General features: G+C 68.0%; 21 protein-coding genes. 15 read left to right on the top strand and 6 right to left on the bottom strand.

Going from position 1 to position 24,625, the window contains the following annotated elements:
• The first annotated feature begins 26 nt into the window (after positions 1-26).
• The 9 genes from MKK54_RS22000 to MKK54_RS21960 all read left to right on the top strand — a co-directional run bounded on the left by MKK54_RS22000 (position 27) and on the right by MKK54_RS21960 (position 10,067).
• Positions 27-1,550 (top strand): NADH-quinone oxidoreductase subunit M, encoded by a 1,524-nt coding sequence (locus MKK54_RS22000; protein ID WP_244014227.1) that lies wholly within the window; start codon positions 27-29, stop codon positions 1,548-1,550.
• Positions 1,551-1,563: 13 nt separating this feature from the next.
• Positions 1,564-3,006, top strand: coding sequence for an NADH-quinone oxidoreductase subunit NuoN (gene nuoN / locus MKK54_RS21995; RefSeq protein ID WP_244014225.1), 1,443 nt, complete (start codon positions 1,564-1,566; stop codon positions 3,004-3,006).
• A 4-nt stretch (positions 3,007-3,010) separates the two neighbouring features.
• Positions 3,011-3,790 carry a biotin--[acetyl-CoA-carboxylase] ligase gene (locus MKK54_RS21990; RefSeq protein WP_244014223.1) on the top strand — a complete coding sequence of 260 codons (780 nt, stop codon included), beginning with the start codon at positions 3,011-3,013 and terminating at the stop codon, positions 3,788-3,790.
• A 13-nt stretch (positions 3,791-3,803) separates the two neighbouring features.
• Positions 3,804-5,477, top strand: a complete 1,674-nt coding sequence (locus MKK54_RS21985) for a ribonuclease J (protein ID WP_244014221.1) — start codon at positions 3,804-3,806, stop codon at positions 5,475-5,477.
• Between the two features lie 69 nt (positions 5,478-5,546).
• The gene (gene mce / locus MKK54_RS21980) at positions 5,547-5,951 is read left to right on the top strand and encodes a methylmalonyl-CoA epimerase (RefSeq protein WP_244014219.1); all 405 of its coding nucleotides are present in this window, start codon (positions 5,547-5,549) and stop codon (positions 5,949-5,951) included.
• 6 nt (positions 5,952-5,957) lie between these two features.
• Positions 5,958-6,293 carry a DUF1467 family protein gene (locus tag MKK54_RS21975; RefSeq protein WP_244014217.1) on the top strand — a complete coding sequence of 112 codons (336 nt, stop codon included), beginning with the start codon at positions 5,958-5,960 and terminating at the stop codon, positions 6,291-6,293.
• Between the two features lie 409 nt (positions 6,294-6,702).
• On the top strand, positions 6,703-8,028 hold the full coding sequence (proS, locus tag MKK54_RS21970) for a proline--tRNA ligase (protein WP_244014215.1): 1,326 nt from the start codon (positions 6,703-6,705) through the stop codon (positions 8,026-8,028).
• Positions 8,029-8,035: 7 nt separating this feature from the next.
• A complete protein-coding gene (locus MKK54_RS21965) occupies positions 8,036-9,340 on the top strand; it encodes a lipoprotein-releasing ABC transporter permease subunit (protein WP_244014213.1) in 1,305 nt (434 codons plus the stop codon).
• 13 nt (positions 9,341-9,353) lie between these two features.
• Positions 9,354-10,067, top strand: coding sequence for an ABC transporter ATP-binding protein (locus MKK54_RS21960; protein ID WP_244014211.1), 714 nt, complete (start codon positions 9,354-9,356; stop codon positions 10,065-10,067).
• A gap of 27 nt (positions 10,068-10,094) precedes the next feature.
• Here the strand turns inward: MKK54_RS21960 and MKK54_RS21955 are convergent, their stop codons facing one another.
• Complete coding sequence (locus MKK54_RS21955) at positions 10,095-11,345, bottom strand: glycosyltransferase (protein ID WP_244014209.1); 1,251 nt, start codon at positions 11,343-11,345, stop codon at positions 10,095-10,097.
• A 552-nt stretch (positions 11,346-11,897) separates the two neighbouring features.
• Between MKK54_RS21955 and dnaE the strand changes: the two genes are divergently transcribed.
• Positions 11,898-15,395: a DNA polymerase III subunit alpha gene (gene dnaE, locus MKK54_RS21950; RefSeq protein ID WP_244014207.1), complete on the top strand. Its 3,498-nt coding sequence runs from the start codon at positions 11,898-11,900 to the stop codon at positions 15,393-15,395.
• Positions 15,396-15,401: 6 nt separating this feature from the next.
• Here dnaE and MKK54_RS21945 read toward each other — a convergent pair whose 3' ends face one another.
• The 3 genes from MKK54_RS21945 to MKK54_RS21935 all read right to left on the bottom strand — a co-directional run bounded on the left by MKK54_RS21945 (position 15,402) and on the right by MKK54_RS21935 (position 17,900).
• Complete coding sequence (locus MKK54_RS21945; RefSeq protein WP_409564223.1) at positions 15,402-16,487, bottom strand: type I restriction endonuclease; 1,086 nt, start codon at positions 16,485-16,487, stop codon at positions 15,402-15,404.
• 215 nt (positions 16,488-16,702) lie between these two features.
• Entirely contained in the window at positions 16,703-17,395 is a 693-nt protein-coding gene (locus tag MKK54_RS21940; RefSeq protein WP_244014205.1) for a gamma-glutamylcyclotransferase, read from the bottom strand.
• A gap of 46 nt (positions 17,396-17,441) precedes the next feature.
• Positions 17,442-17,900 carry a hypothetical protein gene (locus tag MKK54_RS21935; protein WP_244014202.1) on the bottom strand — a complete coding sequence of 153 codons (459 nt, stop codon included), beginning with the start codon at positions 17,898-17,900 and terminating at the stop codon, positions 17,442-17,444.
• 126 nt (positions 17,901-18,026) lie between these two features.
• Between MKK54_RS21935 and recO the strand changes: the two genes are divergently transcribed.
• The 4 genes from recO (at position 18,027) to MKK54_RS21915 (ending at position 22,406) form a co-directional block, all read left to right on the top strand.
• Entirely contained in the window at positions 18,027-18,767 is a 741-nt protein-coding gene (gene recO, locus MKK54_RS21930) for a DNA repair protein RecO (protein WP_244014200.1), read from the top strand.
• Between the two features lie 53 nt (positions 18,768-18,820).
• Positions 18,821-21,070 carry a DNA topoisomerase IV subunit A gene (gene parC / locus MKK54_RS21925; protein ID WP_244014198.1) on the top strand — a complete coding sequence of 750 codons (2,250 nt, stop codon included), beginning with the start codon at positions 18,821-18,823 and terminating at the stop codon, positions 21,068-21,070.
• Between the two features lie 104 nt (positions 21,071-21,174).
• The gene (locus MKK54_RS21920) at positions 21,175-21,861 is read left to right on the top strand and encodes a hypothetical protein (RefSeq protein ID WP_244014195.1); all 687 of its coding nucleotides are present in this window, start codon (positions 21,175-21,177) and stop codon (positions 21,859-21,861) included.
• A 305-nt stretch (positions 21,862-22,166) separates the two neighbouring features.
• On the top strand, positions 22,167-22,406 hold the full coding sequence (locus MKK54_RS21915; protein WP_244014661.1) for a 30S ribosomal protein S17: 240 nt from the start codon (positions 22,167-22,169) through the stop codon (positions 22,404-22,406).
• Positions 22,407-22,463: 57 nt separating this feature from the next.
• Here the strand turns inward: MKK54_RS21915 and infA are convergent, their stop codons facing one another.
• Positions 22,464-22,736: a translation initiation factor IF-1 gene (gene infA / locus MKK54_RS21910; RefSeq protein WP_056178999.1), complete on the bottom strand. Its 273-nt coding sequence runs from the start codon at positions 22,734-22,736 to the stop codon at positions 22,464-22,466.
• Between the two features lie 244 nt (positions 22,737-22,980).
• Positions 22,981-24,135, bottom strand: coding sequence for a branched-chain amino acid ABC transporter substrate-binding protein (locus MKK54_RS21905; protein ID WP_409564222.1), 1,155 nt, complete (start codon positions 24,133-24,135; stop codon positions 22,981-22,983).
• Positions 24,136-24,300: 165 nt separating this feature from the next.
• Here MKK54_RS21905 and MKK54_RS21900 point away from each other — a divergent pair, with 165 nt between their 5' ends.
• Positions 24,301-24,624 (top strand): XdhC family protein, encoded by a 324-nt coding sequence (locus MKK54_RS21900; RefSeq protein WP_244014193.1) that lies wholly within the window; start codon positions 24,301-24,303, stop codon positions 24,622-24,624.
• Position 24,625: the final 1 nt, after the last annotated feature.

The raw sequence follows: 24,625 nt of genomic DNA, 5'->3' as shown, positions 1-24,625 counted from the left end.
GCTGTCACGTATCGGAGCGCCCGCTAATGTTCGGCCTCGGAATCCTCTCCGGCCTCCTCATCGTGCCGCTCTGCGGCGCGGCCTTCATCCTCACCCTCGGCGAGGAGAGCGAGGCCTCGAAGCGCAACGCCCGCTGGGCCGCGCTCGCGACGACCCTCGCCACCTTCCTGCTCTCGCTGGTGGCCTGGGGCCGCTACGACGCGACGACCGCGAGCTTCCAACTCGTCGAGAGCCATGCCTGGCTGAGCGAGACCACGCGGTTCAAGCTCGGCGTTGACGGCTTCTCGATGCCGCTGATCCTGCTGACCACCTTCCTGATGCCGTTCTGCATCGGCGCCTCGTGGCTCTCCGTCGATAAGCGGGTGAAGGAATACTACGTCGCCTTCCTGGTCCTAGAGACGACGATGATCGGCGTGTTCCAGGCCCTCGACCTGGTGCTGTTCTACCTGTTCTTCGAGGCCGGCCTGATCCCGATGTTCCTCATCATCGGCATCTGGGGCGGCAAGCGGCGCATCTACGCCAGCTTCAAGTTCTTCCTCTACACGCTGCTCGGCTCGGTGCTGATGCTGCTCGCCATCATGGCGATGTACTGGCACGCCGGCACCACCGACATCCCGACCCTGCTGCACACCCGCTTCCCCGTGGAGATGCAGACCTGGCTCTGGCTCGCCTTCTTCGCCTCCTTCGCGGTGAAGATGCCGATGTGGCCGGTCCATACCTGGCTGCCCGACGCGCACGTGGAGGCGCCCACGGCCGGCTCGGTGATCCTGGCGGGCATTCTCCTGAAGATGGGCGGCTACGGCTTCATCCGGATCTCGCTGCCGATGTTCCCGGATGCGTCGCACAGCTTCGCCCCGATGGTGTTCGCCCTCTCGGTGATCGCCATCATCTTCACCTCGCTGATCGCCCTGATGCAGACCGACATCAAGAAGCTGATCGCCTACTCGTCGGTGGCGCATATGGGCTTCGTGACGCTCGGCCTGTTCACCCTGAACGAGCAGGGCATCCAGGGCGCGCTGTTCCTGATGATCTCGCACGGCATCGTCTCGGGCGCGCTCTTCCTCTGCGTCGGCGTGGTCTACGACCGGATGCACACCCGCGAGATCGCGGCCTATGGCGGCCTCGTGAAGCGCATGCCGCTCTACGCGGCGGCCATGATGGTGTTCACCATGGCCAATGTGGGCCTGCCCGGCACCTCCGGTTTCGTCGGCGAGTTCCTGGCCATGATGGGGGCCTTCCGGGCCAACCCGACGGTGGCGTTCTTCTCGGTCTTCGGCATCATCCTCTCGGCCGGCTACGCCCTCTGGCTCTATGCCCGCGTGATCTACGGCAAGCTCGAGAAGCCCAGCCTCCAGGGGATCCTCGACCTCGATCTTCGCGAAAAGATCATCATCGCGCCGCTCGTCGCCCTGACGATTTATTACGGCGTCCACCCGGCCCCCGTGCTCGACACCTTCGCGCCTTCCACCGAGGCGCTGATGCAGAGCATGCGGACCGCGCTCTCGAACACGCAGACCGCGGCGGCCACCCTGCCGCCCGTGTCGCGCTGAAGGCTTTGACCCGATGAACGCCGCTCAGATCGTCCTGCCCGCGCTCGGGCCCGCCCTGCCGGAGCTGATCCTCAGCGTCGGCGTGCTGGTGCTGATCCTCTACGGTGCGTTCCGGGGTGAGCGCTCCGCCGAGGGCGTCAATGTCGGCGCGCTGATCCTTCTCGTGGTCGCGCTCTTCGCGGTGATGTCCCAGTCGGGTGCCCGGATCACCACGCTGAACGGCTCCTTCATCGTCGACAACTTCTCGAAGGTGATGAAGGCGCTGATCCTGATCGGCTCGGCGGCCACGATCCTGCTCTCGCGCGACTACTTCCAGCGCGCCCGCATCGACCGGTTCGAATTCCCGATCCTGCTCGTGCTCTGCACCATCGGCATGATGGTGATGGCCTCGGCCAACGACCTGATCTCGCTCTATCTCGGCCTCGAACTGCAGTCGCTCGCTGCCTACGTCATCGCGGCCTTCCACCGCGACGATCTGAAATCGACGGAAGCCGGGCTGAAGTACTTCGTCCTCGGCGCGCTCTCCTCGGGCATGCTGCTCTACGGCGCCTCCCTGGTCTACGGCTTCACCGGCACGGTCTCGTTCCCCGGCATCGTCGCGGCCCTCGACGGCACGGCGGGCTTCGGCATCGTGCTGGGCATCGTGTTCGTGGCGGCCGGCGTCGCCTTCAAGCTCGCCGCCGTCCCGTTCCACATGTGGACGCCGGACGTCTACGAGGGTTCGCCGACCCCGGTGACGGCCTTCTTCGCCTCGGCGCCGAAGATGGCCGCCATGGCGATGACGGTGCGCCTCTTCATCGGCGCCTTCCCGGACGTCACCGCGATCTGGCAGCAGATCATCGTGTTCGTGGCGATCGCCTCGATGGCCCTCGGCTCGTTCGCGGCCATCGGCCAGCGCTCGATCAAGCGCCTGATGGCCTATTCTTCCATCGGCAATGTCGGCTACGCCCTGGTCGGTCTCGCCGCCGGCTCGCAGGAGGGCATCCGCGGCGTGGTGGTCTACATGATCATCTACCTCGCGATGACGCTCGGCGCCTTCGCGGTGCTGCTGTCGCTGCGTCGCGGCGGGCAGATGTTCGAGACCGTCGACGATCTCTCCGGCCTCTCGCGCACCCATCCCGTCCTGGCGTTCTGTCTCGCCGCGATGATGTTCTCGCTCGCCGGCATCCCGCCGCTGGCCGGGTTCTTCGCCAAGTACTACGTCTTCGCCGCCGCCATCAAAGCCGACCTCGTGGCGCTCGCGGTGATCGGCGTCGTCACCAGCGTGGTCGGCGCGTTCTACTATCTCCGCCTCGTCAAGGTGATGTATTTCGACGAGCCGGTGGCCGCCTACGAGCCGATGGCGCCGGGTCTGCGCATCGTCCTGGGGCTCGCGAGCGTGGTGGTCGTGCTGTTCTGGATCGTGCCGGCCCCGCTCGTCGGTGCGGCGGGGGCCGCCGCCAAATCGCTGTTCTAGGACCTTGAGCGGCTACGGCCTCGGCGTCCGGGCGCGGGAGCAGGGTCACCGCCTCCACGTGCATGACCGCCTCGGCTCCACCAACACCGAGGCGCTGGAGAGCTTTCGCGCCGGTGAGTCCGGCCCCCTCTGGGTGGTCGCCCACCGGCAGGAGGCGGGGCGCGGCCGCCGGGGCAATGCCTGGGCCTCCGAGCCCGGCAACCTCACCGCCAGCCTGCTCTGGCCGGTGGACGACGTAGAGCCCGGCCGGGTCCCGACCCTGGGCTTCGTCGCCGGGGTCGCCCTGTCGGAGGCGCTCAAGGCGGCCGGCGTCTCGGGGGTCCACCTGAAATGGCCCAACGACGTGCTGGCCTCGGGCGCCAAGCTCGCGGGCCTGCTTCTCGAGGCGGAGGCGCGGCCGGGTGGGCGCCGGGCCGTGGTCATGGGGTTCGGCGTCAACGTCGCGGTGACCCCACAGGGCTTGCCTTATCCCGCCACGTGCCTCAGGCAGATGCGGTACGACACGCGCGCCGAGGATCTGTTCGTCCACCTGACGGATACGATCGTCGACGCCGCGCGACTCTGGGATTGTGGCCGTGGATTCGAGAGGATCCGCGAGCGCTGGATCGCCGACGCTGCCGGGATCGGCGCGCGGGTCTCGGTGCGGACGGGCGACACTCTCGTACAGGGAATTTTCGAGACGATCGACGGGGCCGGACGGCTCGTGGTCCGATCGGAGGATGGAACGCGACGGACCGTGACGGCGGGCGAGGTGCATCTGGGAACGGCCGCGACGGCGGCTTGAGGTTTGACGAACAATGACGACAGGGCAAGACGAACTCGTCTTCGTGCCGCTCGGCGGCGTGGGCGAGATCGGCATGAACGCGGCGCTCTACGGCTTCGGGCCGCCCAAGCGGCGCAAGTGGATCATGGTCGATTGCGGAATGGGCTTCGCCGGCGAGGAAGGTTTCCCCGGCATCGACCTGATGTTTCCCGATCTGAGCTTCATCGAGGAGCGCAAGGACGACCTCCTCGCCATCTTCATCACCCACGCGCACGAGGACCATATCGGCGCGATCGGTGAGTTGTGGCCCAAGCTCAAGGCGCCGGTCTACGCCACGCGCTTCGCCAAGAACCTGCTGGAGGCCCGCCGCCTCAGCGAGCCGGGCGCGCCCAAGGTCATCCTCAAGGAGATCCAGGCCGGGCGCCGCGTTCAGGTCGGCCCGTTCGAGATCGAGTACGTGCCCGTCTCGCACTCGATCCCGGAATCGAACGCCGTCGCCATCCGCACGCCGCACGGCCTCCTGCTCCATACCGGCGACTGGAAGCTCGATCCGACCCCGATCCTCGGCGACGTGACCTCGGAGACCGCCTTCCGGGCGCTCGGCGACGAGGGCATCCTGGCGATGATCAGCGACTCGACCAACGTCGTGCGCGAAGGCCGCTCTCCGAGCGAGGCCGAGGTCGCCGCGACCTTGCGCGAACTCATCGCCGACGCGCCCCACCGCGTCGCGGTGACGACCTTCGCCTCGAACGTCGCCCGCATGCGCGCGGTCGCCGAAGCGGCCCAGGCCTGCGGCCGCGAGGTCATCGCGGTCGGCCGCGCCATGGACCGGGTCATCGCGGTCGCCCGCGAGTGCGGCTTCCTCGACGGATTGCCGGAATTCCGCTCGTCGGACAGCTACGGCTACCTGCCGCGCGACAAGGTGGTGGCGCTGCTCACCGGCTCGCAGGGCGAGGAGCGCGCCGCGCTCGCTCGCGTCTCGCGCGACGACCATCCCGACATCACGCTCGCCGCCGGCGACCGCGTCATCTTCTCCTCGCGCGCCATCCCGGGCAACGAGCGGGCGGTGGGCGCGATCATCAACGACCTGATCAATGCCGGCATCGAGGTGGTCACGGACCGGACCAAGCTCGTCCACGTTTCGGGCCATCCCCGGCGCGACGAGATGGCGGAGATGTATGCCTGGACCCGGCCGCAGACGGCGATCCCCGTCCACGGCGAGGCCCTCCATCTCGACGAGCACGCGCGCTTTGCCCGCGCCCAGGGCGTGCCGAACATCGTCAAGGCCCGCAACGGCAGCGTCGTGCGCCTCGCGCCCGGCACGCCGGAGATCGTGGACCACGTCAAGGCCGGGCGCCTGTTCAAGGACGGCAACGTCCTGATCGACGCCAAGGACCGGGCCATCCCGGAGCGCCGCAAGCTCTCGCAGGCCGGCCTCGTCTCGGTGGCGATCGCGATCGACGTGCAGGGCGAAATCCTGGGCGAGCCCGCCATCGACATCATCGGCCTGCCCAATCGCGGCCGGACCGGCCAGCCGATGCTGGATGTCGTCGTCGACTCGGTCTCGCGCACCCTCTCGGGCCTCTCGAAGCCCAAGCGCAAGGACGCGGAGGCCGTCGAGAAGGCCGTCGACCGGGCGATCCGCTCGGCGGTGAACGAGGTCTGGGGCAAGAAGCCCGCCTGCCACGTGCAGGTGGTGGAGGTGTGAGCCTCCGGACCCTCCCCCCGCGCGGGGGGAGGGTGGGTCGGTACGGTTTCGGAACGGAGGGAGCACACCATGATCGGACGCCTCAACCATGTCGCCATCGCGGTGCGCGATCTCGACGCCGCCTGCGCCATCTACCGCGATACGCTCGGCGCCACGCTCACCGAGCCGCTGCCGCAACCCGAGCATGGGGTCACGGTGGTGTTCGTGAATCTGCCCAACAGCAAGGTCGAACTGATGTCGCCGCTGGGCGAGGGGTCGCCGATCGAGAGCTTCGTCGAGCGCAACCCGAACGGCGGCGTGCACCACGTCTGCTACGAGGTCGACGACATCCTGGTCGCCCGCGACAAGCTGAAGGCGCAGGGCGCGCGCGTGCTCGGCTCCGGCGAACCGAAGATCGGCGCGCACGGCAAGCCGGTGCTGTTTCTGCATCCGAAGGATTTCCTCGGCACGCTGGTCGAGCTGGAGCAGGTCTAAGCCGCCATGGGAGCGTTCCTCCAGACCCTGGCCGCCTCCACGCCGCGCACCCTCGCGGTGATCGCCGGGGTGCTGGCCGGCGTCGTCGTCCTCGCCGTGAATCTGTTCAAGCTCACGGTGTTCGGATCGCTGGCCCTGTACTTCGTGGTCTGGTGGACCCTGCTCTTCGTCATCCTGCCCCTGCGCAATCAGGTTGAGAACGATCCGTCGTTGATCGTACCGGGGCAGGATCCGGGTGCACCCGCCGCGCCGCGCCTGCGCGAGAAGGCGATCCTGACCACGCTTCTCTCGAGCGTGGTCTTCCTCGCTGCGATTCAGGTCTTCGAGCTGGCGGGCCTGTAAGACAAAGGCACGCGCGCGGGAGCACGGCACGGAGCCGGACATAAAAAAAGCAAGGCCTAAGCCTTGCTTTTGTGAAGATGGTATTTGCTCAGCCTCGATTGTCTCACGCATTTCTGACGGCGTGGCGGCTGAAATTCCTCCCGAGACTCGGACCGTGCGGCACCGCTGCTTGGGCGGCGCGACCATCACGGAGGCGCTTATAGGAATAAGAATTCCCATTGTCACCTCCTTCGTGAAACATTCCTGCGCTTTTCTACCGGAACGGCGGGTGTCTTCCGGATCGCGCCGCGTAAGGGGGCGCCATTGCGCGGATCGGTGTCACCCGGCCGCGCTTGTATTTTCCCGATGCAATGTGTTGTGTGCCCCGGCGTGCCGCCGACCCGCTGGCACGCCGTTTCCAGGGCCTTCCATGCGTCTCTCCCGCTACTTCCTGCCGACCTTGCGCGAGACGCCCAAGGAGGCCGAGATCGTCTCCCATCGCCTGATGCTGCGCGCCGGGCTCGTGCGCCAGGAGGCCGCCGGCATCTACGCCTGGCTGCCGCTGGGCCTGCGCGTGCTCAACAAGGTCTGCGCGGTGATCCGCGAGGAGCAGGACCGGGCCGGCGCCATCGAGATCCTGATGCCGTCGATCCAGTCGGCCGATCTCTGGCGCGAATCCGGCCGCTACGAGGCCTACGGCAAGGAGATGCTCCGCATCGCCGACCGCCACGACCGCGAGATGCTGTTCGGCCCCACCGCCGAGGAAGTCGTCACCGAGATCTTTCGCGGGAGCGTGAAATCCTACAAGGACCTGCCGAAGAACCTCTATCAGATCTCGTGGAAGTTCCGGGACGAGGTGCGGCCGCGCTTCGGCACCATGCGCTCGCGCGAGTTCCTGATGAAGGACGCCTATTCCTTCGACATCGATCAGGCGAGCGCCCGCCACGCCTATAACCGGATGTTCGTGGCTTACTTGCGCACCTTCGCGGGCCTCGGCCTCAAGGCGATCCCGATGCGGGCCGACACGGGGCCGATCGGCGGCGATCTCAGCCACGAATTCATCATCCTGGCCCAGACCGGCGAGAGCGAGGTCTACTGCGACCGCCAGTATCTCGACTTCGAGATTCCGCCGGTCACCACCGATTTCGACGACGTCGCCGGCCTCCAGGGCACCGTCGACCGCTGGACCTCGCTCTACGCCGCGACCTCCGAGATGCACGAGCCGGAAGCCTTCGCCGAGGTCGGCGAGGACAAGCGGATGGCCGCGCGCGGCATCGAGGTCGGGCACATCTTCTACTTCGGCACGAAGTATTCCGAGCCGATGGGCGCCAAGGTCACGGGACCGGACGGCGTCGAGCGGCCCGTCCATATGGGCTCCTACGGCATCGGCCCGAGCCGGCTTGTCGCCGCGATCATCGAGGCCTCCCATGACGAGGCCGGCATCGTCTGGCCGGATTCTGTGGCGCCCTTCGACGTGGCGCTGATCAACCTGAAGACCGGCGACGCCGCCACCGACGCGGCCTGCGCCGAGATCCAAGCCAACCTGGAGGCCGCCGGCCTCAGCGTGCTCTACGACGACCGCGACGAGCGCCCGGGCGCCAAGTTCGCCACCGCCGACCTCATCGGCCTGCCCTGGCAGGTCATCGTCGGGCCGCGCGGCCTCGCCGAGGGCAAGGTCGAGCTGAAGCGCCGGGCCGGCGGAGAGCGCGAGACCATCGCGCCGATCGACCTTCTCGCCCGCCTGAAGCGGATCTGAGGCGATCATGGCGGGGGCCCTGACGGACAGGCTCGCGGGACTTCGCGCACGGTTCCGGCGCGGGAGCACGCCGCCCTTCGCCGGGTTCGAGTGGATCATCGCGGGGCGCTACCTGCGGGCGCGGCGCCGGGGCGGCGGCGTCTCGGTGGTGGCGTTCTTCTCTCTGCTCGGCATCGCGCTGGGCGTGGCCACGCTGATCATCGTCCTCTCGGTGATGAACGGCTTCCGCACGGAACTGCTGTCGAAGATCGTCGGCATCAACGGCCACGTCTTCGTCTCGCCGATCGACAAGCTCTTCACCGACTATGCCGACCTCTCCGAGCGCCTGTCGAAGGTGGCCGGTGTCCGTGCCGCGATCCCCCTGGTGGAGGGGCAGGCCTTCGCATCCTCGCCCTACGGGGGGGCGGGCAGCGGCGTGCTGGTGCGCGGCATCCGGGGCGAGGACCTCGACAAGATCGGCGCGGTGGCCAGCAACATCAAGGGCGGCAGCCTCGAGGGCTTCGACGACGGCTCCGGCGTCGCCATCGGCCGGCGGCTCGCCGAATCCCTCGGCGTGCAGGCCGGCGACCAGATCAACCTGCTGACGCCGAAAGGCGCCTCGACCCCGTTCGGCACGGCGCCCCGCACCAAGGGCTACACCGTCAAGGCGGTCTTCGAGATCGGCATGACCGAGTTCGACTCGACCTTCGTGTTCATGCCGCTCACCGAGGCCCAGGCCTTCTTCAACCGCGACGGCGACGTCAGCCTGATCGAGGTCTATCTCGACAACGCCGAGACCGTGGCGGCGATGCGGCCCGACCTGGAGATGGCCGCCGAGCGCCCCGTGCTGCTCACCGACTGGCGCCAGCGCAACCGCACCTTCTTCGGCGCGCTGGAGGTGGAGCGGAACGTGATGTTCCTCATCCTCAGCCTCATCGTCGTGGTGGCGACCCTGAACATCATCTCGGGGCTGATCCTGCTGGTGCGCGACAAGTCGAGCGACATCGCGATCCTGCGCACCATGGGGGCGACGCCGGGCACGATCATGCGGGTGTTCCTCATCAACGGCGCGCTCATCGGCATCGTCGGCACCCTGAGCGGCCTCGCGCTCGGCATCCTCATCACGGTGAACATCAAGGGCATCCAGCGGGTGCTGTTCCCCTCCGCCTGGGACCCGACCGTGCGGTTCCTTGCCGAAATCCCGGCCGAGATGAACGCGAACGAGATCACCGTGGTGGTCGTCACCTCCATCGCCCTGTCGCTGATCGCGACGCTGTATCCCTCGTGGCGCGCCGCCCGGCTCGATCCGGTGCAGGCCCTGCGCTACGGCTGAGCCCAGGACCGCCATGACCACGAATGCCGAGGCGCCCGGCGCGCAGCCGGTCCCGGCCCTGTTCTTCGCCAAGGTGGAGCGCCGCTACGCGCAAGGGGCGGGCGCCCTCGAGATCCTGCGACAGGCCGACCTCGCGATCTGGCCCGGCGAACTTGTCGCCCTGGTGGCGCCCTCGGGCGCCGGCAAGAGCACGCTCCTGCACCTCGCCGGCCTGCTGGAGCGGCCCGACGGCGGCGAGATCTACATCGGCGGCACTCCCACCGCCGGGATGGCGGACGGGGAGCGCACGCGCCTGCGCCGCGAGGAGATGGGCTTCGTCTACCAGTTCCACCACCTGCTGCCCGAGTTCTCCGCCCTGGAGAACGTGGTAATGCCCCAGCTCATCCGGGGGCTCTCGAACCGCGAGGCGCGGGCGCGGGCGACCGAGCTCCTCGGCTTCCTCGGCTTGAAGGAGCGCCTCGTGCATCGGCCGGCCGAGTTGTCCGGCGGCGAGCAGCAGCGCGTCGCCATCGCCCGCGCGGTCGCCAATGGCCCGCGCCTGCTGCTGGCCGACGAGCCCACCGGCAATCTCGACCCGCACACGGCGGCCCACGTCTTCGGCATCCTGGTCGCGCTGGTGCGCGCCTCCGGGCTCGCCGCGCTGATCGCCACTCACAACATGGATCTCGCCGCCCGCATGGACCGGCGCGTCACCATCCGCGACGGCCTGATCGAGCAGCTGCCCTAAAGGCGCGGTCCCGGGCCGGAGCGGCCTTCAGCCCGCCATCATCGCCTCGATGCGGTCGCAGGCGGAGGACACGCCGTCCTCCCCGGCCATCCGCTCCCGCACCAGCCGGCAGCGCCGGGCGACCTCCGGCGAGGCCAGCAGCCGGTCGAGGCGTCGTGCCGCGCGCGCCGGCGTGAAGCGGCGCCGGCTCAAGGTCGCGCCGAGGCCGAGCCGCCGGACCCGCTCGCCCTCGTCGAAATGGTCGAAGGCCACGGGCACGATCAACTGGGGAATGCCGGCGGCGAGCGCCTGGGCCACGGTGCCGATGCCGCCGTGATGGATCAGGGCGGCGCTTCGCGGCAGGAGTGCGCTCAAGGGAGCGTAGGGCGCGTGGATCAGCCCCTCCGGCAGGGTCTGCGGCACCTGTCCGTCCTGCGGAGCGAGGAGAATGCCGCGCCGGCCCATGCGCCGGCACAGGGCCGTCGCGGTCTCGAAGAAGAACCGCCCCCGCCGCATGGCCGAGCCGTAGGTGAAGACCAGGGGAGCCGACCCCTGCGCCAGGAAGGCGGTGAGCGCCGGGCTCAGCGCCTCCGCGTCGCCGAGGCGGTCCACGATCGGGAAGCCCGTCTGCACGGCCTGCGGCAGCCAATCGGCCTGCGGGGCCGCGAACCAGTCCGGGAACATCAGCAGCACGCGGGACGGGCTGTTCCACCAGTGCCGGAGCCGGCGCACGGGGCCGAGGCCGAGGCGGGCGCGCAGGGCGTTCAGGCGGGGCAGGGCGGCGGGACCGATGACGTAGCGGTCCGCCCCGCGTCCGAGCCAGTGACGCATGCGGGACGGCATCAGCCGCCCGAGGCCGAGGCCCGGCAGGAGCGGCGCGGCGAGGCGGCTCTCCACCAGGAGCGGCATGGCGTGGACGGTGACGACGTTCAGGCCGAGCTTGTCCTGCGCGATCCGCGCGCCGAGGCTGAGGCTGGAGGCCACCACCAGGGTCTCGCGCAGGCGCCGGGATCGCTGCGCGAGCCAGGCGTAGGTCTGCTCGGTGAACTCCGGTAATTCGGAGAACAGGGTCCCGACCCCGCGCCTCGGATGCCAGAGGTCCGGCTCGCGCATCGCGCGCTCATAGGCCGCCCGCGTGCACAGGCCGTGAAAGGGCACGCCGGCGCGGCGCGCCATCGCCTCGAAGGGCGCCGGGGCCGCCAGCATCACGCCGTGGCCCCGACGGATCAGTTCCACGCCGAGGGCGAGGATGGGCAGGACATCTCCGTGCGAGCCCACGGCGACGAGGTGAATCTGCATCTGGACCGACGCGCTGCGTGGTGACCCCGAGGTCCAGGTGTATAATGCGCGTTTGAGGCGAAAATTATATCAATATGTGGTGATTTGTGAATTAAAAGGCGAATTCACCGCTCTTCGGGGGCGGGGCCTATATCATCCCGCGAGGCGTCGGCATTCGAAATTCGATCTCGGCCGCGCGCCGCCGCCGCGCGGCGATGGACACGAGCCCGTCGCGGTCGAGCCTCCGGGGGGGCCGTTCGGCGGCGTCTTCAGGAAACATCAACCCTATCAAGAGGCAGGTCCGTTCCGGTCTTTACATAGAACAAAACAAGAACAAAACTCGGCGCATCAACGAAAGGCGATGCTCATGTTCAAGCGGATGATCCTGACGGGCGCGGTCGAGTTCATGGCCTTCGGGCTCCTGGCGGTCTCCATCGCCGCCTGGGCCGTCGCACTGGGCCCGTTGCGATAGCGTTGCGGCGCGGGCACACCGGTGCGCCGGTCCACAGCCAAACGTGCCGGGCCTCCGGTTTCTAATGGATTGGAAACCCCGACTCGGGCTGGTGTGGTCTCATGGCGCGCATCCTTAAAGACCCGGCTTACGTCCACCTCCACGTCCATTCCTCGTTCTCGCTGCTCGAAGGCGCCCTGAAGGTCGGCGACATCGTCAAGGCGGCCGCGGCCGACCGGCAGCCGGCCCTGGCGCTCACCGACACCAACAACCTCTTCGGGGCCCTCGAATTCTCCGAGAAGGCCGCCGGCGCCGGCATCCAGCCCATCCCCGGTCTGCAACTCACCGTCGCCTTCGAGGCGCCCGACCCGATGGCCCGCGTCGGGCAGGGACAGGCCGGCACCGCCAACATCGTCGTGCTGGCCCAGGACGAGACCGGCTACGGCAACCTCCTGCGGCTGGCGAGCCGGGCCTATTTCGACGTGGCGCTCGGCGACGCCCCCCGCGTCGGCGTCGAGGCGCTCGTGGAATCCGGCGCCGGGCTGATCGCCCTTACGGGCGGCTCCACCGGCCCCCTCGACGGCGCCCTGCGGATGGGCCGGGCGGAGCTTGCCGCCAACCGCCTCGCGCAGCTGAAGCGCGCCTTCGGCGAGGACAATCTCTACGTCGAGATCCTGCGCCACGGTCTGGCCGACGAGCGCGTGGTCGAGCGCGAATTGCTGCGGCTCGCCGACGCCAACGGGCTCTCGGTGGTGGCCGCCAACGAGCCGTTCTTCGCGCGCGAGGGCGATTACGAGGCGCACGACGCGCTGCTGGCCATCGCGGACGGGCGCCTCGTCTCCGACGACCGCCGCCGCAAGCTCACCCCGCGCCACGGCTTCAAGACCCGGGCGGAGATGGCCGCGCTCTTCCACGACCTGCCGGACGCGCTGAACGCCACCGTCGAGGTCGCGATGCGCTGCGCCTACCGCGTGCGCACCCGCAAGCCCATCCTGCCGAACTTCGGCGTGGTGGCGGCCCTCGACGCCGCGGCACCGGAGGTCGAGGCGGCGCCCCCCCTCGACGAGCCGGCGGAGCTGCGCCGACAGGCGGAGGCCGGCCTCGAACTGCGTCTGGCCCGGCACGGCACCGCGCCGGGCATGACCGAGCAGGTCTACCGCGACCGTCTCGCCTTCGAGCTCGACGTTATCGTGGGCATGAAGTTTCCCGGCTACTTCCTCATCGTGTCGGACTTCATCAAGTGGGCCAAGGACCACGACATCCCGGTGGGGCCGGGCCGTGGCTCGGGCGCCGGCTCGCTGGTGGCGTGGTCGCTCCTCATCACCGATCTCGACCCGCTTCGCTTCGGCCTCCTGTTCGAGCGCTTCCTCAACCCCGAGCGCGTCTCGATGCCGGATTTCGACATCGACTTCTGCGTCGAGGGCCGCGAGCGCGTGATCAGTTACGTGCAGCAGCGCTACGGCGAGCGGCAGGTGGCGCAGATCATCACCTTCGGTACCCTGCTGGCGCGCGGCGTGCTGCGCGACGTCGGCCGGGTGCTCGAGATGCCCTACGGGCAGGTCGACAAGCTCACCAAGCTGGTGCCGCAGAACCCGGCCAATCCCGTCACCCTGGTCCAGGCCATCGAGGGCGAGCCCAAGCTCCAGCAGGCGATCGAGGAGGAGCCGATCGTGGCCCGCCTCATGGAGATCTCGAAGAAGCTGGAGGGCCTGCACCGCCACGCCTCGACCCACGCCGCCGGCGTGGTCATCGGCGACCGGCCGCTGGAACAGCTCGTGCCGCTCTACCGCGACCCGAAGACCGGGATGCGGGTGACCCAGTTCAACATGAAGTGGGTCGAGGCCGCCGGCCTCGTGAAGTTCGACTTCCTGGGCCTGAAGACCCTCACGCTGCTGCGCTGCTGCACCGACTTCCTGGCCAAGCGCGGCATCATCGTCGATCTGGCGAGCCTACCCCTCGACAACCGCGAGACCTACGAGCCGATGAAACGCGGCGAGACGGTCGGCGTGTTCCAGGTGGAATCCGCCGGCATGCGCAAGGCGCTCGTCGAGATGCAGGCCGACCGCTTCGAGGACATCATCGCCCTGGTGGCGCTCTACCGCCCGGGCCCGATGGCCAACATCCCGGTCTATTGCGAGCGCAAGCTCGGGCGCGATGCCGGCAACGAGGCGAGCTGGTATCCCCACGCCAAGCTGGAGCCGATCCTGAAGGAGACCTTCGGCATCATCGTCTACCAGGAACAGGTGATGGAGGTCGCCAAGGTCCTGGCCGGCTACTCGCTCGGCGAGGCCGACATGCTCCGCCGCGCCATGGGCAAGAAGATCAAGGCCGAGATGGACGCCCAGCGCGAGCGCTTCGTGAAGGGGTGCGTCGAGCGCGACCTGACCAAGGCCAAGGCCGACGAGATCTTCGACCTGCTCGCCAAGTTCGCCGATTACGGCTTCAACAAGAGCCACGCCGCCGCCTACGCCCTGCTGACCTACCAGACCGCCTACCTCAAGGCGAACCATCCGGTGGAATTCCTGGCCGCCGCGATGCAGCTCGACATCGACGTCACCGACAAGCTCGCCGAGTTCCGCCAGGACGCGCAGCGCCTCAAGATCGTCGTCGAGCCGCCCTCGATCAACACCTCGGGCGTCGGCTTCGAGGTGCGCGAGGGCCGGATCCACTACGCGCTCGCGGCGATCAAGGGCGTCGGCCGGGGCGCCGTCGAGGCGCTGATCGAGGCGCGGGCGGATCGTCCGTTCAAGGACCTCGCCTGCCTCGCGCGCCGGCTCAACCCGCGCATGCTGAACAAGCGCACCCTGGAGAATCTCGTGGCGGCCGGCGCCATGGACACCATCGAGCCAGACCGGGCGCGGGCCTGCGCCGCCATCGAGCCGATGATGAAGCTCGCGCAAGGAGCGGCGGAGGCGGCCAGCACCGGCATCGACGACATGTTCGGCGGGATCACGTCGACCGACGTCACCCTGCGGGTGCCGGCCTACGACCCTTGGCCGATGGCCGACAAGCTCAAGAAGGAATACGAGGCCATCGGCTTCTTCCTCTCGGGGCACCCCCTCGACGAGTACGGCGATCTGCTCGGCAAGCTCCGGGTGCAGACCTGGGCGGAGTTCTGCCGCGCGGTCCGGGCCGGCACCACCAGCGTCGGCCGCGTCGCCGCCTCCGTCCTCGACCGCTCGGAGCGCCGGACCAAGACCGGCAACAAGCTCGGCATCGTCATCCTGTCCGACCAGACCGGGCATTTCGAGGCGATCATCTTCTCGGAGGGCCTCGGCCAGTATCGCGAGATCCTCGAGCCCGGCCGGCCGCTCGTGCTCCAGCTTCAGGCCAACCTGGAGGGCGAGGACGTGCGCGCCCGGATCATGACCGCCGAACCCCTCGACGTGGCGGTGGCCCGCCACCAGAAGGGCATGCGCGTCTACCTCAAGGATGAGCGCCCGATCGCCTCCGTGCAGCAGCGCCTCCAGGTGCGCGGCGAGGGCGAGGTCTCGCTCATCCTCCTCCTCGACGGCGCGCGCGAGGTCGAGGTCAAGCTGCCGGGCCGGTATCAGGCGACCCCGCAGATCGCCGGTGCGCTGCGGGCGGTGCCGGGGGTGGTGCAAGTGGAGGTGAATTGAGCAAAATTACGATGCCACCGCAGTTTCACTCTTGACCGCATTGCCTTCGGCGTAAAGCCGCGCTGTGGCCCGCAGGCGATCAGTGAATTCGTAGATCTGATCGAGGCTGTCGATCTTGACACGCTCCTCTTTCTCTCCGTCGAAGAGACCAAGGTATTTTATCGAGCGGTTGAAGTGCAGGCGTGCCAACGGCTTACGATTATTGTTGTCTGCTAGAATACCGCAGTAACTTTTCTGGTCGCGCATGACGACTCTGTGAGGTTTCAGTACCTCGCGAACGATGGCGCGGACGATCATGAAACCTTCACGCTCCTCCTCCGTCGTTACAATTTCATCCTCATCGACAACAGCAGTCTCAAGTACAGGGTCGATAATTTCTGTTTCCGCTAAGGCGGTAGACAGGCGTGATTGGACGGAGTCTCGAATGATTTCGCGGAAGGCCGATTTGACCATCGGCGTAAACTGTTCACGGACGGCGGCTGTAAAGCGCCCAGTCTGAACGGGGGTAATTAGGAGGCGCACGAATTCTTCACTCGGCGTCTCCATCTGGGCAATGATTTCTTTTTTAATGGCGGAGGTATACTTTAAGCGATGAGCCGATTGAAGAATGCCATCGATGCTGAACTCGCTTTTCGAAAATTTTCGCAGTTCGGCTATGAATTGAGATTGAATGTCAGCAAGATCGAAAGTGAAAAAAGGCCGATCATCCAGCTTATTTGGAGATTCTAAATCTGTATGAAAATGAAATGTCCGACCATTTGTCAAGATTGCAAATTTTGCTGATGTGACTGAGAAATATCGATAAAGTTGGGCCAAGTGAATTTTGTCGAGATTGGTTGTGATCGGCTTGCATTCGATTAGGATACGAATTTCATTATCAACTTTTATTACGTAATCGACTTTTTCTCCCTTTTTGCCGACGACGTCTGCTGTAAATTCTGGGACAATCTCGTTAGGGTTGAAGACATCGTAGTCAAGGGCGGCTAGGAACGGGAGAATAATTGCTGTCTTGACTGCTTCTTCCGTCAGCATGGCGCTGGAATGGGATTTTATCCGATCCGCAAGGGTTCGAAGCTTTTCTTCGATGCTCACGATTATGCCCCTTCAGCGCTCAATATTTTATCATTGCTCGCAGAAGTTGCTTTGGCTTGCAAGCGCTAATTGTGCGGCCGAGCGTGGAGAAGCGTTTGCTTGAGCGCACCTGATGCACACGGCCGCTGTAAAGCAGAGCGCTTCCAAATTTCTTTCCACGATCGCTGGAGATTCGAGGCTCCTATGCGTGTGACGCAAGCGAGAAAGCGTGTGCTTCACGCAGCTCCCAGGCTGGCCACAAGCCGCTCGGCCACCAGACCTTGCAGTCTCAGCAGGTGCGGGCAGTGGATGCCCTCGGCGAGGCAGGCCGCCACGGTGCGGAAGAGGTATTCCGCGCTGGGGCCGAGATGGCCGGCGCCGGTGGCGATCCGGTCGGCGATGGCCTCGTCCGAGATCGGGCCGGTGTAGCGGTCGCTCGAAGGGTTCACCAGGAAGGTCAGGGCCTGGATCGGACCGGCGGCGGTCTCCACCGCCACCCAGCGGCCGAGATAGCCGTTGCCGCGCATCTCGCGGCGCCAGACCGGCAGCAGCGTCTCGGCGGCCTCCGGCCCTGTGAGCCGGAAGGCGACGCCCTCGCAGGAGCCGCCCGCGTCCAGGGCCAGCACGAGGCCGGGCCGGTCGACGCTGCCGCGAAACCGCCGTTGCAGGAGGCAGAAGCGGCGGTGATAGCCGTGGACCGTGCCGAGGCGGCGCTCCGAATAGGCGAATTCCGGCTGCCAGATCAGCGAGCCGTAGCCGAACACCCAGAGCCCCTCCGCCGGCATCGGCCGGGCCGCCATCGCGGCGGCGAGGCCCGGCGCCAGCTCCGCGTCGGTCATCAGCTTCAGCGCGGTGGCATCGTCGGCCACCGGATGCGGGTGTGCGCGGGCGATGAGGTCGAGGCTCAGGGCGAGGGGGGTGTCCGGCATGGCGCCACCGAACCATCGCGGCGGCGGTGGTGCAAGACGGGGCGCCTCAGGTCCCGCCGCCCGTCGGGCCAGTGCCGCCTGTCGGATTCTTGCCGGCAACCGGCGTATCGAGTTCCGGCAGCGGGTCCGTGCGGTGGCCCTCGCAGACCTCGTTGTCCTCGTCGACGACGGTGAGGACGCCCTTGGTGTCCTGAATGATCACCTTCGGCCGCTCCGCCTTGCCGAAGGTGCGGCCCTTCATCCGACTCGACACGCAGTAGAGCGTACGCCCCTCGTCCACGAACGGCTTCGAGACCCGGCTGTGCTCGAACCGCACCGGGATCAGCGAGATCGCGCCGAACACGGTCTGGCGCGCGGCGAGGGCGGCGAGGCGCTCGTTCAGGGAAGCGGTGGGGGAGGGCGCCGGCCTCGACCCGCGCGGCGTGCAGCCGGCGAGGCCGAGCGCCGCGAGCGTCATCAGGAGGGCCGGGCGAACGCCGTGCCGGCAACGGGGAGGGGATGACATGGCGGGCCTCGATTCGAACTCCGCCGAGCCTACGGATTTTCCCGTTCCGCGCGAGTGTTTCGGCGCCTGCAATCGGCGCCATCCCGCCGCGTTTTCAACGCGCGAGCGGCCCCGTAAGACGGGCTCATGCAATGGACCGACGAAGGCCTGGTGCTCGGCCTGCGCAGACAGGGCGAAACCAGCGTCATCCTCGAACTGATGACCCGCGCGCATGGCCGCCATCTCGGCCTCGTGCATGGCGGGCGCTCGCGCCGGATGCAGCCCGTGCTGCAACCCGGAAACCGGGTCCAGGCGACGTGGCGGGCGCGCCTCGACGAGAGCCTGGGGGCCTTCGCGGTCGAGCCCGTCGCCTCGTCGGCCGCCCGCCTGATGGGCTCGGGGCTGGCGCTCTACGGCGTGAGCCATCTCGCGGGCCTGCTGCGCCTGCTGCCCGAGCGCGATCCGCATCCCGAACTCTTCGAAGCGGCCGGCCTCCTTGTCGCGCACCTGCACGATCCCGACATCGCCCCGCCCCTGATGGTGCGGTTCGAACTCGCGATCCTCTCCGAACTCGGCTTCGGGCTCGATCTCTCGGCCTGCGCCGCCACGGGGGGCAACGATGCGCTCATCTACGTCTCGCCCCGCAGCGGCCGGGCGGTCAGCGCCTCGGCGGGCGAGCCGTATCGCGACAGACTGCTGGCGCTGCCCGACTTCCTGCGCGCCCGCGAGCCCGGGGCCGCCCTGCCGATGACACCCGACGCGCGGGACGTTACCGAGGGGTTTACCTTGACGGGGTATTTCCTCGACCAGCACATCTGGGGGCCGCGTGCCATCCCGGTCCCGGAGGAGCGCACGCGCTTCGTTGCATTGGGTACGCGGACCGCCTAGATCTCGTTCGTGTTTTGTTCTGATTTGGGTCGGGTGCGGCCCGGGAGTTCGCCATGGGCCAGCCCTTCGAGCCGCCATCGAATCCCGATGGCATCGAGAGCGTCGAACTGAAGACCGCGCTGGAGGATCGCTACCTCGCCTATGCGCTCTCGACGATCATGCACCGGGCGCTGCCCGATGCCCGCGACGGCCTGAAGCCGGTCCATCGCCGCATCCTGTTCGCGATGCGCCTGCTGAAGCTCGACCCGAGTTCGGCCTTCAAGAAGTGCGCCCGCATCGTCGGCGACGTCATCGGCAAGTATCACCCGCATGGCGACACGGCGGCCTACGACGCGCTGGTGCGCATGGCGCAGGACTTCGCGCAACGCTATCCGCTGGTCGACGGCCAGGGCAATTTCGGCAACATCGACGGCGATAACGCCGCCGCCCAGCGCTACACCGAGGCCCGGATGACGGAGGTGGCGCGCCTCCTCCTTGAGGGGCTCGACGACGATTCGGTGGATTTCCGCCCGAACTACGACGGGCAGGAGGAGGAGCCGGTGGTGCTCCCCGCCGCCTTCCCGAACCTGCTGGCCAACGGCTCCCAGGGCATCGCGGTCGGCATGGCGACCTCGATCCCGCCCCACAACGCGGCCGAACTCTGTGACGCGGCGCTCTACCTCATCACCCACCCGGAGGCGACCTCCGCCCAGCTCCTCACCTTCGTGAAGGGGCCGGACTTCCCCACCGGCGGCATTCTCATCGACGGCGCGGACGCGATCACCGAGGCCTATCGGACCGGGCGCGGCGGTTTTCGCGTGCGCGCGCGCTGGGCCAAGGAGGATCTCGGGCGCGGCACCTGGACCATCGTCGTCACCGAGATCCCCTACGGCGTGCAGAAGGCGCGCCTGATCGAGAAGCTCGCGGAACTGCTGCAGGAGCGTAAGCTCCCGCTTCTGGCCGACGTGCGCGACGAATCGGCCGAGGACGTGCGCATCGTGCTGGAGCCGCGCGCCCGCAACGTCGATCCCGTGGTCCTGATGGAATCGCTGTTCCGGCTGACCGAACTCGAGTCCCGCATCTCGCTCAACATGAACGTGCTGGTGGGCGGGCTCGTGCCCCGCGTCATCGGGCTGGCCGAGGCCTTGCGCGAGTGGCTCGACCATCGCCGCGTCGTGCTCCAGCGCCGCTCGCGCAACCGCTTGGCCCAGATCGAGCGGCGCCTCGAGATCCTCGGCGGCCTGCTCATCGTCTATCTCGACCTCGACGAGGTCATCCGCATCATCCGCGAGGAGGACGAGCCGAAGCCCGCCCTGATGAAGCGCTTCGAGCTGACGGAGGTGCAGGCCAACGCCATCCTCGACACGCGCCTGCGCTCCCTGCGCAAGCTCGAGGAGATGGAGATGAAGCGCGAGCTCGACGCGCTGACGCAGGAGAAGGCCGGGATCGAGGGCCTGCTCGGCTCCGACAAGCTGCAATGGGCCGACATCACCAAGCAGATCCGCGCCGTGAAGAAGACCTTCGGCCCCGAGACCAAGATCGGCGCCCGGCGCACCACCCTGGAGAACCCCCCCGACACCGCCGGCATCGACTTCACCGCCGCCATGGTGGAGCGCGAGCCGATCACCGTCATCGTCTCGAACAAGGGTTGGATCCGCGCCCTCAAGGGGCACGTCGCCGACCTCTCGGGCATCGCCTTCAAGGGCGATGACGGCCTGAAGCTGTCGTTTCCCAGCGAGACCACGGCCAAGATCCTGGTGCTGGCCTCGAACGGCAAGGTCTTCACCCTGGAGGCGGCCAAGCTGCCGGGCGGGCGCGGCTTCGGCGATCCGATCCGCCTGATGGTGGATTTCGACGACGGCACCGAGATCGTCGCCGCCATGCCCTACCAGCCGGGCACCAGGGTGCTGGTCGCCGCCTCGGACGGGCGTGGTTTCCTGGCGCCCGCCGATGCGCTCGTGGCCAATACCCGCAAGGGCAAGGGCATCATGGGCCTCGACGAGCCCGCCACTGCGGCCGTGCTGGTGCCTGGCACCGGAGACCATGTCGCGGTGTGCAGCGCCGACCGGCTGATGCTGGTCTTTCCCTTGAGCGAATTGCCCGAGATGGTGCGCGGCAAGGGCGTGCGCCTGCAGCGCTGCCGCCAGACCACACTCCTCGACGCGCATATCTTCACCCTGGCCGAGGGCCTGCCCTGGCGCGAGACCGGCGGCGAGGCACGGCTCGCCAACGCGGGCATTCTGGAGAAGTGGATGGGCCACCGCTCCGACGCGGGCGCCCTGATGACCCGGAGCTTCCCGAAATTCGAGCGGTTCGGAAAATGACGGTGTGGCGCTAAATCCCTGGTTGCGATTTTCTTTTGCTGCACCCACAAAAGCGAGGGGTTTCATATATAGGAAGGCGCGCGTTCGATCCGAGGGCTCCGTCTTTGCCGCGTTTTCTGAAGTACGTGCCGACCTCGGGAAGTCGCGGGCTCGAGTTGCCGATCTTCGTCCATGAGATCAAACCGTTCGATCGTGATCCGGTGGCACGATGCAAGGTGTGGCACGATCGGGTTCAGCCGGTCATCGCGCGCGACCGGAGACGCGCCGATGTCGCCTGGAACTGGCCGAACATCATTCGACCCATGACCATGGCCGTGGGGGTCCGGCGGGGAGGACGTCTGTTCCAGATGACGATCGGTGACGAGCAGAGACCCGCCGCGATGATCTCGCTTCTCACGAAGGAGCGATGGTTCGCCGACCGCCGACAGCCGGCGACATATCTCTGGTTTCTGAGCCGGGCTCCGACCGAGACCCTGACCTTCCGCGACCGGGACAACGCCGCCTTCACACCGCGTCAGGTCGGGCAAGCCGCGTTCGACGTCGCGCTGACGATCGCCCTCGAAAGCGCCGGACAGGGGCGGTTGTGGCTCCACGCCGATCCGATCGGTGGCGATAAACTTTTAAGGTGGTACAGTCAGATGACCGGGATGCGGACGATCGACCCGGGCGACTATCCCAAGTTACCTGGGGATGCCGTCAGAGGAGACCGCAACAACGACGGTCGATATCTTTACCTTGACGAGAAGGGCGCCGAGCGAACGCACCGCGCCCTGTCGTCGTATCGAGATTGACGAGTTCCATGCCAACTCCCCACGCAGCACTGGTTGCCGTCGCCGCGGGCCTCGCGGGCATCGATCCGGAATCCGAGGAGGCCGTCGAGGCGTTCTACACCGAGACCTTGCCGCATTACGGCGCCGACAAGCGCGAGCTGATCATGGATTGGCTCGCCGCGACGGTGACTGAGCCGTCGCCCGAGGACATCGCGGACCTCGTCCGCGCGGTTCATCCCGAGGACGCACGCCGGACAAAACGGGACGCGGTCGCGTCCGCCGAGCACGGTCGTTCGCCGAATCGGTCGGGCGAGACGCGTCGGGTCCTGCAGGGTGTGGTCGTGAACGACCTGGGTGAGAAGACGGTCGTCGTGAAAGTCGAGCGGCGGTTCACCGACCCCGTCATGAAGAAGACCGTCCGCAGAATGACGACCTATCGCGCGCATGACGCCGCCAACGCCGCGCGGATCGGGCAGACGGTCCGGATCGAGAAAACGACATCCGACTCGCGGACCTGGGAACTGGTCGACGACGGCGACGAGGCGGTACCGGGCGTTCGTATCTGACGGGAGGCGGCGGGCGCCCTGGCGCCGATCGCCACCTCACCGCAATCTTGCGCGCCTTTAACGGCGGCGGAACTGGCCGCGCATCGGCGGGCGGGGGCCGGAGGAGCGCTCGTCCTTGTGCCGGAACACGAGGCGGCCCTTTTCCAGGTCGTAGGGCGACATCTCGACGGTGACGCGGTCGCCGGCCAGAGTCTTGATGCGGTTCTTCTTCATCTTGCCGGCCGTGTAGGCCACGATCTCGTGGCCCTGGTCGAGCTGCACGCGGTAGCGCGCGTCCGGCAGGATCTCGATCACGAGACCGTCGAACTGCATCAACTCTTCTTTCGCCATCCACACTCTCCAGCCGGACGGCCTGAAAAGGGGCGACCCGGGACACAAAACGAAGCCGTTCGGCAAAACGCGGCGGGCGGCGGGTCCGATCCCATCGGATGCGCAACACCGGCGAGCGTTGCCCCGACATAATGTTCATGCCGTCCGGACGCAAGCTTTTCCCGAAATCGCACGAGGATCGGGCCGGGAAAACCGGCGGAACATTTTCGAGCGCGCCGATCTCACCGCCTTGCCGGCCGGCGCATCACGGCGGGACGTCGTTCCCCGCATAGTCGAGGCGCCCGTCCGGGGTCCGTTTCCAGACTTGCAGGATCACGGCCGGACGGCGCGGATCGGCGCGCAGGTCGCCCTTCGCATCGTAGGCGATGTCCCCGAGCACGGTCCGAACCGGTCGGCCCTGGCGCAGAAAGGCCGCCACCGCCCTGGCCTCCGTGGACTTCGCGCCTTCTACGCCCTGGCGCAGGACCTCCACCGCCGCATAGCCCTGCGCCGCCACCGCGTCGGCCTCGGGGGTGCGGGGCGCCTTGGCACCCTTCACGTCGGGCAGGCGGCGCGGCTCCGGGGCCAGGGTCATCACCGTGCCCTCCGCGCCCGGCCCGGCCCCTTGCGGAAAGGCCGGGTCCAGGAGCCCGTCGCTGCCCACCAGGGCCACGTTCATGCCGGCCTCGCGTAGGCCGCGCAGGAGCACGGCGGCCTCCGCAGCGAGGCCGCCGAAATACACCACGTCGACGCGCGCCCGTTTCAGGCGCGCGACCAGCGCGGAGGCTTCCCGCTCACCGCGCGCCAGGGTCTCGAACGCGGCCTCCGGCTGGCCCTTCGCCTTCAGGACGCGGGCGACATCCTCCGCGAGGCCGCGCCCGAACGGGCTCTTGTCGTGGACGAGGCCGATGCGCTGGCCGGCGTGACGCGTGGCGAGATAGGCGCCGGCCAGCGCGCCCTGCTCGCCGTCGTTCGGCACCGTGCGGAAGACGTTCCAGGCCCCTTTGGCCGTCAGGGCGGGAAAGCCGCTCCCCGTCAGCACCGCGACGATGCCGGCCTCCTCGTAGGCCGGCAGGGCGAGGCCGGCGGCCCAGGCGTTGAAGGGGCCGACCACCAGCCCGACGCGCTCGGCCGCGAAGCGCCGGGCGACGCTCACCGCCTGCTTGCCGTCCCCCGCATCGTCCGCCGCCACGAGGACGAGGCGCTGACCGTTGACGCCGCCGGCCCTGTTCAGGTCGGCGACGGCCTGCTCGGCCCCGAGGCGCAAGCCCTGGCCGAAGGCGGCGTCCGGTCCGCTGAGCGGCGCCGAGAGCCCGATCCAGACCTGGGCCTCGGCGCGGCCGGAAGCGAGAGCGAAAGCGGCGAGGCCGAGTGCGAGATGCGTGAGCCGGAAGCGGCGCATTGGGGGCGGCATGTCCATCGGTGGGTCGTCCACCGCAGGATAGGGCCAGCAGGTCGGTGCGGGAAGTCACGCCGCAGGCGGATGACGCGCGCCGCCGCATTGCCCCGCCGTCCAGGGAGCTTAAGTCCGGCGAGACGGTTCACCCGAGGCGGGACATCATTCCCGCCGGAGTTCGCCAGCCCTATGCTCTCCACCGACCACGACATCCTCGCCGCCGCGGAGGCGTGGACCCGCGAGGGTCGCGGCGTCGCGCTCGCCACCGTCATCGAGACCTGGGGCTCGGCCCCGCGCCCGGTCGGGAGCCACCTCGTGGTGGATGGCGAGGGCAACTTCCTCGGCTCGGTCTCGGGGGGCTGCGTCGAGGGCGCGGTGATCACGGAGGGGATGGAGGCCATCGCCGACGGGCGCGCGCGCGTGATCGCGTTCGGCGTCGCCGACGAGACGGCCTGGCGCGTCGGCCTGTCCTGTGGCGGCCGCATCCGCGTGTTCGTCGAGCCCGTGACCTGAG

Source organism: Methylobacterium sp. J-068 (assembly GCF_022829445.1).
In the GTDB taxonomy this organism is placed as follows: Bacteria; Pseudomonadota; Alphaproteobacteria; order Rhizobiales; family Beijerinckiaceae; genus Methylobacterium.
Note: the sequence above shows the minus strand (reverse complement) of the source record. Positions and strands in the feature narration are given on the sequence as shown.